Raw genomic sequence first — 7174 nt, forward strand, 5'->3', positions numbered from 1 at the left:
GTTCAACACTTTTAGGTATCTTCTTCATCCCTGTATTCTTTGTGTGGATTCGTAGTATCTTTAAGTACAAACCTAAAACTTTAAATACTCAGGAGCATTGATCGTGATGCAAACTGTTTGGTCTATTTCCAGTCGTGGCATTGCAATCTCTGCACTCGCGCTGTCTTTGGCTGCCTGCCAAAGCATGCGTGGGCCAGAACCAGTGACAAAGGCCGATATTCCTGGAAGCTATAGTTATGGCGCTTCAGGTACATCTATTGCAGAACAAGGCTACAAAGACTTTTTCTCTGACCCTCGCTTATTGCAAGTGATTGAGTTGGCTCTAGACAATAACCGTGATCTTCGTACGGCGACTTTGAATATTCAACGCGCGCAGCAGCAATATCAAATTACTGAAAACAATCAGTTACCAACTATTGGTGCAAGTGGTAGTGCTGTTCGTCAAGTCACACCGACTCGTGATCCAAATAATCCTTATTCCACCTTTCAGGTCGGTTTAGGGGTGACCTCTTATGAGTTGGATTTTTGGGGACGTGTTCGTAGTCTAAAAGATGCAGCCCTCGATAATTATCTCGCGACACAAAGTGCGCGTGATGCGACACAAATTAGTTTGGTCAGTCAGGTGGCTCAAGCTTGGTTAAGTTATTCTTTTGCTAGTGCGAATTTGAAACTGGCTGATCAGACCTTAAAAGCTCAACTTGATTCATATAATTTGAACAAAAAACGCTTTGATGTCGGGATCGATAGTGAAGTTCCATTACGTCAGGCGCAGATTTCTGTTGAAACTGCACGCAATGATGTAGCGAACTATAAAACCCAAATCGCGCAAGCACAAAACTTGTTAAATTTACTGGTCGGGCAACCTGTTCCACAGAACTTACTGCCAAATCAACCTGTTAAATCTGTAACACGTCAAAATTTATTTGCGACGGGCTTACCAAGTGACTTGTTGAATAATCGCCCTGATGTAAAATCTGCGGAATATCAATTGAGTGCCGCTGGTGCCAATATTGGTGCAGCAAAAGCAGCATTATTCCCGACGATTAGCCTTACAGGTTCGGCAGGTTATGCGTCTGCTGAATTGAGTGATTTGTTTAAATCTGGCTCAGGTATGTGGTCAATTGGACCAAGTATTAACCTGCCAATCTTTGATTGGGGCACTCGTCGCGCGAACATCAAAATCTCTGAAACAGATCAGAAAATTGCATTGTCTGATTATGAGAAATCAATTCAGTCAGCATTCCGTGAAGTTAACGATGCATTAGCCACACGTGCCAATATCGGAGATCGTATCTCTGCGCAACGTCGTCTGGTGGAAGCAACCAATACAACTTATAACTTATCTAATGCCCGCTTCCGCGCTGGTATTGATAACTACTTAACGGTATTGGATGCACAGCGCTCATCTTACTCAGCAGAACAAGGCTTATTGTTACTTGAACAAGCCAATTTGAATAATCAAATTGAGCTTTACAAGACTCTGGGTGGTGGCGTTAAAGCCAATACTACAGATACTGTTGTTCATCAGCCATCAAGTGCTGACTTGAAAAAACAGTAATTCTCAATAGTTTGACTAAGCTCACTTCGGTGGGCTTTTTTATTGCATCTATATGACTTTTTTTATATCTTCATAACACCATTTTTAAAAATAAGTATATGTTATTAAGTAATTTAGAAAGTATGCCAGGTTACCTCATCACACAACAACTTGATGTCGTGTACGGAAGCACTGTTCGTAGTAAACATGCGGGACGCGATTTGCTTGCAGGTTTAAAAAATATCGTGGGCGGTGAACTCACCGCATATACAGAACTTCTAGAAGAATCCCGTCAGGAGGCTATGCAACGTATGATTGCTAAAGCTGAGCAATTAGGTGCAAATGCAATTGTAGGAATACGTTTCTCGACATCGAACATTGCACAAGGTGCATCCGAACTTTTTGTGTATGGTACAGCCGTGATTGTGCAACCTCATGCACCCAAACTCCCCGATCCTTTTAGTTCTTAAGGCATAACTGATGGAAAATCTTATTTTTCAGGTTGTTCTTTTTTTGATTCTTTGTGCTATTGGATGGGGTTTTGGTCGGTATTTTGAACGAAAACACTGGCGTGAACTTGAGCACAAAGAGCAGCAACTTGCTCATATTCGCATTGATAGCAATCGCTTTGTCTATAGTGAATTATCAGGTCAATTTATTTCAAGTAATGTTGTGATTTCTCATGATTATTTTAAATACATCATTGCCAATATCCAGAATTTTTTTGGTGGTCGGCTCACCAGTTATGAAACCGTAGTCGATCGTGCACGAAGAGAAGCCATTGTCCGACTTAAACAAGAAGCTGTTCGTCACGGTGCAGATAAAATCATGGGACTACGTTTAAGTACCACGGAACTCGGGATGCAAGGCGGTATGGTTGAAGTATTTGCTTATGGAACAGCTATTTTTGCTAAAGCTACAGTAGAACAATCAAGAAGTTGAAAGCAACTTCTTGATAAAAGCCAATAAAGCTATTATTTCACTTTCATTTTACGAATCATTTTATAAAGTAAAGAAGGGGCTAAGCGAGAGATTAAAACACCTAGTTTTTCTTTAGTCCCCCCGACTACAATATATTCCTGTTCCTGCATAAGCGCCTTCACCACTTCCTGCGCAAATTCATCGGCTTCAAGACCATTTTCAATTGCTTCATCCTGATGACCTTGTGGCTTTCCTTCGCCATTAAGCGCATTAAAAGACACATTGGTTTTAACAAAGCCTGGAAAGATCACCGAAACTCCAACGCCAAACTGTGCAATTTCAGCACGTAAGCTATTCGCCCACATATGAATCGCTGCTTTAGCTGCCGAATAACTAGCGCGATATTGAGTGCCTAACAAACCCGCCACACTAGACACAAAGGCAATTCGACCTGTTTTTTGCTGAATAAATGTCGGAAGTACGGTTTTAGTCAAATAAACTTGTGAAAAATAATCAATTTCCATAATCGCGCGTTCAGTTTGCATAGTGGTGTCCTGAATGAGCGCGCGTTGACTCAATCCTGCATTGTTAATGAGCCAGTCAATTTTTCCTTTTTCTTCCAGAACTTGTACATAGGCATGGCGAATTTGAACTTCGTCGGTAATATCCGCAGCAATTGAAAGATGTCGTTCAGGTTTAAATAAACTGATTCTGACATTTTCCAGTTCATCGTATCGGCGCGCGGTTAAGATAACCTGCGCTCCCTGTAATGCACATTCACGTGCCAAAGCTTTGCCTAAACCCGATGATGCCCCAGTAATCCAGACGACTTTATTTTCAAGTGTTGTTAACTTCGCCATGTTTATTTCCTTATAAATAATGAAACTATGTTTCTTTTTGCATAAAAATCAGAAAGTGTTCAATATATTCATTTGCTGTGCTTGAATCAATTTTTTCACCTAATTTTTCAAGACGTTTGTATCCTAGATGCGTGGTCATCTTAATCACACCATTAAGGGTTTTATCGACAACCAAATTAAATTTGAGCAGTTTCTTAGGCTTACGAATAAGACTGGTAACCCCCTCGTCCACAATCTGAGTCAGTACCTGAAATGCCTTAGGCACATAACTCATCTGCCCTTCGCGCACTTTTTCAATATGTGCAAAAGCTTCTTGAACCAAGGATGGATCTAACTCATAACGAACATAAATTTGTCGATTATGCTCACTTAATAAATCTGAAAAATAGTTGACTAGCGGTGTTAATCGTTCATTGCTAAAAAAAGAAACAGACCACGGCATATATTTACGCATAGTCTCTAAAACCTGTTGAACTACTTTTTCTGATTCTGCGACATGCTTTTGCGCATCTACACTATTCTTTTGCTTTTGTTGATATAACAAATCGGCAAAGACCTGCTCAATAATTTCACAGGCAATTTCAGATAAGACATTCCCCAATGCCTTAGACTGACTTTGTTCAGCGCCCAAATTTAATTGGGTACGAATATTTTCAAAACGACCATGTGTTGCTTCATTAATTTTAAAAAAACTGCATATCCCATTGCATCATCCCTAAATTCCTAACATCTTCTGTAGTTTGTTTTTATAGACCAGTGAAACATTGATCTGATGTAAATTTAACAAGTTTCGATTAAAACATAAACTTTTTTACTGACTCTACAGATTACTTTTGCACCAAAATAGATAACAATTTTTTAGCCCAATCCAATCTGATCGTAACACGCCATTTTCATTGTTTTTTTGCTACAATAGATGCAATTTTTTATACACTTTTGACTTTTAAATTATGTCTGACGCAAACGCTCCATCTGCTCAAAACATTGCGACCACTTACGATCCGACTGAGATTGAAAAAAAATGGTATCAAACTTGGGAACAACAAGGTTACTTTAAGCCATCTGGTCATGGTGAATCATTCTGTATCATGATTCCACCGCCGAATGTCACGGGTAGCTTGCATATGGGACATGGTTTTAATAATACCATTATGGACGCTTTGACCCGTTATAACCGTATGATGGGAAAAAATACCTTATGGCAACCGGGAACGGATCATGCAGGTATCGCTACGCAAATGGTGGTTGAGCGTCAATTGGCCGCGCAGAATGTCAGTCGTCATGACTTGGGGCGTGAGCAATTCATCGACAAAGTCTGGGAATGGAAAGAACAATCTGGCGGCACCATTACCAAACAAATTCGTCGTTTGGGTTCTTCGGTTGACTGGTCGCGTGAACGTTTTACCATGGACGAAGGTTTATCTAATGCCGTTAAAGAAGTCTTTGTTCAACTGCATGAACAAGGTCTGATCTATCGTGGCAAACGCTTGGTCAACTGGGATCCAAAACTCCAAACTGCCCTATCTGACCTTGAAGTTGAATCAGTTGAAGAAAAAGGCTCTTTGTGGCATTTCAAATATTTCTTTGAAGATAAATCTCTTAAAACCCAAGATGGCAATAACTATCTCGTCGTTGCAACCACACGTCCTGAAACCTTATTAGGTGATAGTGCAGTTGCGGTACATCCTGAAGATGAACGTTATCAACATCTGATTGGCAAAAATATCGTATTGCCGATTACTGGTCGTTTAGTGCCGATTGTTGCGGATGAGTATGTCGAAAAAGACTTTGGTACAGGCTGCGTCAAAATTACCCCTGCGCATGACTTTAATGACTATGACCTAGGCAAACGTCATGACTTGCCAATTATCAATATTTTTAATAAAAATGCCGAAATTCTGGCTGATTTTGAATTTATTGCAAAAGCAGGCGAACAGATTTCAGCGACGATTGCGGCACCGACAGACTATATCGGTCTGGAGCGTTTTGCTGCACGTAAAAAATTGGTTGCACAGGCAGAAGCAGAAGGCTGGTTGGATCAAATTCAACCGTATGACTTAAAAGCACCTCGTGGCGACCGTTCAGGTGTCATTGTTGAGCCATTATTAACTGATCAATGGTATGTGAAAATTGCACCGCTTGCCAAACCTGCGATTGAAGCGGTTCAAGATGGACGCATCAAGTTTGTTCCAGAGCAATATACCAATATGTATATGGCATGGATGAACAACATTCAGGACTGGTGTATTTCACGTCAATTGTGGTGGGGTCATCGTATTCCTGCATGGTACGACGTTGATGGCAACATCTATGTCGGTCGTAACGAAGAAGAAGTCCGTGCCAAACATAATATTGCTGACAATGTGACTTTACAGCAGGACGAAGATGTTTTGGATACTTGGTTCTCATCGGGTCTTTGGACATTCTCCACCTTAGGCTGGACTGGTGATGCTGCCAAAGATAAAGAAAACTATTTCTTAAACACTTTCCACCCAACTGATGTGTTGGTGACTGGTTTTGACATTATCTTCTTCTGGGTGGCACGCATGATCATGCTGACTATGCACTTTATGAAGAATGAAGATGGTACTGCACAAGTACCGTTCAAAACTGTGTACGTACATGGTTTGGTTCGTGATGGCGAAGGTCAAAAAATGTCAAAATCTAAAGGGAATGTACTTGATCCTTTAGATTTGATTGACGGGATTGACTTGGAAAGTCTGGTCGCGAAACGTACTTTTGGTTTGATGAATCCAAAACAAGCCGAAAAGATTGAAAAATCAACCCGTAAAGAATTTCCGGAAGGGATTAATGCCTATGGTACAGATGCGGTACGTTTTACGTTTTGTGCGCTTGCCAATACTGGCCGTGACATTAAATTCGATTTAAAACGTGTCGAAGGCTACCGTAATTTCTGTAATAAAATCTGGAATGCGACTCGTTTTGTACTGATGAATGTTGAAGGTCAAACTGTTGCTCAAGAAGCTCGCCCTGAGCTTTGGGAACTTCCAGAACAATGGATCATCAGCCGTCTACAAAAAGCAGAACAAGCCGTTCATCAAGCATTTGCAACTTATCGTTTGGACCTTGCTGCACAAACCATTTATGACTTTATTTGGAATGAATATTGCGACTGGTATGTTGAACTGACAAAACCCGTCCTGAATGATGCAGAAGTATCTTCCGAGCGTAAAGCTGAAGTTCGCCGTGTGTTACTTGCAGTGATGGAAGCATCACTTCGTCTAGCACATCCATTGATGCCGTATTTAACCGAAGAAATCTGGCAAACCCTTGCGCCGATGATTGGCAAAGGTGGCGATACGATCATGACGGCGCAATACCCTGTTCCTGAAGCAGCAAAAATCAATGAACAAGCCGAAGCAGATATGCAGTGGTTGCAAGGTTTAATTGGTGCAGTGCGTAATATTCGTGGTGAGATGGGCTTGGGTAATGCACGTTTATTACCTGTATTGCTGCAAAACATTTCAGATGCAGAACGTACTCAAATTGAGCGTATTCAACCTTTATTTAAAGCACTGGCAAAAGTTGAAAGTATTGAATTTTTGACGAAAGATCAAGAACCGCCATTATCGTCTTCTAGCGTTGTCGGTCATGCGTCTGTCTTTGTTCCAATGAAAGGTTTGATTGATCCTAAAGCTGAATTGGGTCGTTTGCAAAAAGACTTAGATAAAGTCCAAAAACAACATGATCAAATTGCTAATAAATTAGGCAATGAAGGTTTCGTGGCGAAAGCACCGGCAGCGGTAGTTGAAGGTGAAAAAGCCAAGTTGGCTGAATGCGCGGATCAGCTAAGTAAGATTAAAGCGAGTATGGAGCAGATTGCTGCGCTTTAAAC

6 protein-coding genes are annotated in these 7174 nt (G+C 40.9%); 4 read left to right on the top strand and 2 right to left on the bottom strand.

The genetic code is table 11. The features are described from left to right. The first annotated feature begins 106 nt into the window (after positions 1-106). The 3 genes from adeK to JR005_RS00705 all read left to right on the top strand — a co-directional run bounded on the left by adeK (position 107) and on the right by JR005_RS00705 (position 2479). Positions 107-1558, top strand: a complete 1452-nt coding sequence (adeK, locus tag JR005_RS00695; RefSeq protein WP_218665394.1) for a multidrug efflux RND transporter AdeIJK outer membrane channel subunit AdeK — start codon at positions 107-109, stop codon at positions 1556-1558. Positions 1559-1656: 98 nt separating this feature from the next. After that, positions 1657-2007 carry a YbjQ family protein gene (locus JR005_RS00700; protein WP_004990395.1) on the top strand — a complete coding sequence of 117 codons (351 nt, stop codon included), beginning with the start codon at positions 1657-1659 and terminating at the stop codon, positions 2005-2007. Positions 2008-2017: 10 nt separating this feature from the next. After that, the gene (locus JR005_RS00705) at positions 2018-2479 is read left to right on the top strand and encodes a YbjQ family protein (protein WP_004990396.1); all 462 of its coding nucleotides are present in this window, start codon (positions 2018-2020) and stop codon (positions 2477-2479) included. Positions 2480-2511: 32 nt separating this feature from the next. Here the strand turns inward: JR005_RS00705 and JR005_RS00710 are convergent, their stop codons facing one another. Together JR005_RS00710 and JR005_RS00715 are read right to left on the bottom strand one after the other, a co-directional pair. Beyond that, positions 2512-3318 carry an SDR family NAD(P)-dependent oxidoreductase gene (locus JR005_RS00710; protein ID WP_004990398.1) on the bottom strand — a complete coding sequence of 269 codons (807 nt, stop codon included), beginning with the start codon at positions 3316-3318 and terminating at the stop codon, positions 2512-2514. Positions 3319-3343: 25 nt separating this feature from the next. Beyond that, a complete protein-coding gene (locus JR005_RS00715) occupies positions 3344-4018 on the bottom strand; it encodes a hypothetical protein (RefSeq protein ID WP_218665776.1) in 675 nt (224 codons plus the stop codon). Between the two features lie 250 nt (positions 4019-4268). Here JR005_RS00715 and JR005_RS00720 point away from each other — a divergent pair, with 250 nt between their 5' ends. Beyond that, positions 4269-7172: a valine--tRNA ligase gene (locus JR005_RS00720; RefSeq protein ID WP_218665395.1), complete on the top strand. Its 2904-nt coding sequence runs from the start codon at positions 4269-4271 to the stop codon at positions 7170-7172. The last annotated feature ends 2 nt before the right edge of the window (positions 7173-7174 follow it).

This window comes from Acinetobacter sp. Colony158, from assembly GCF_019264745.1.
Taxonomy (GTDB): Bacteria; Pseudomonadota; Gammaproteobacteria; order Pseudomonadales; family Moraxellaceae; genus Acinetobacter; species Acinetobacter ursingii.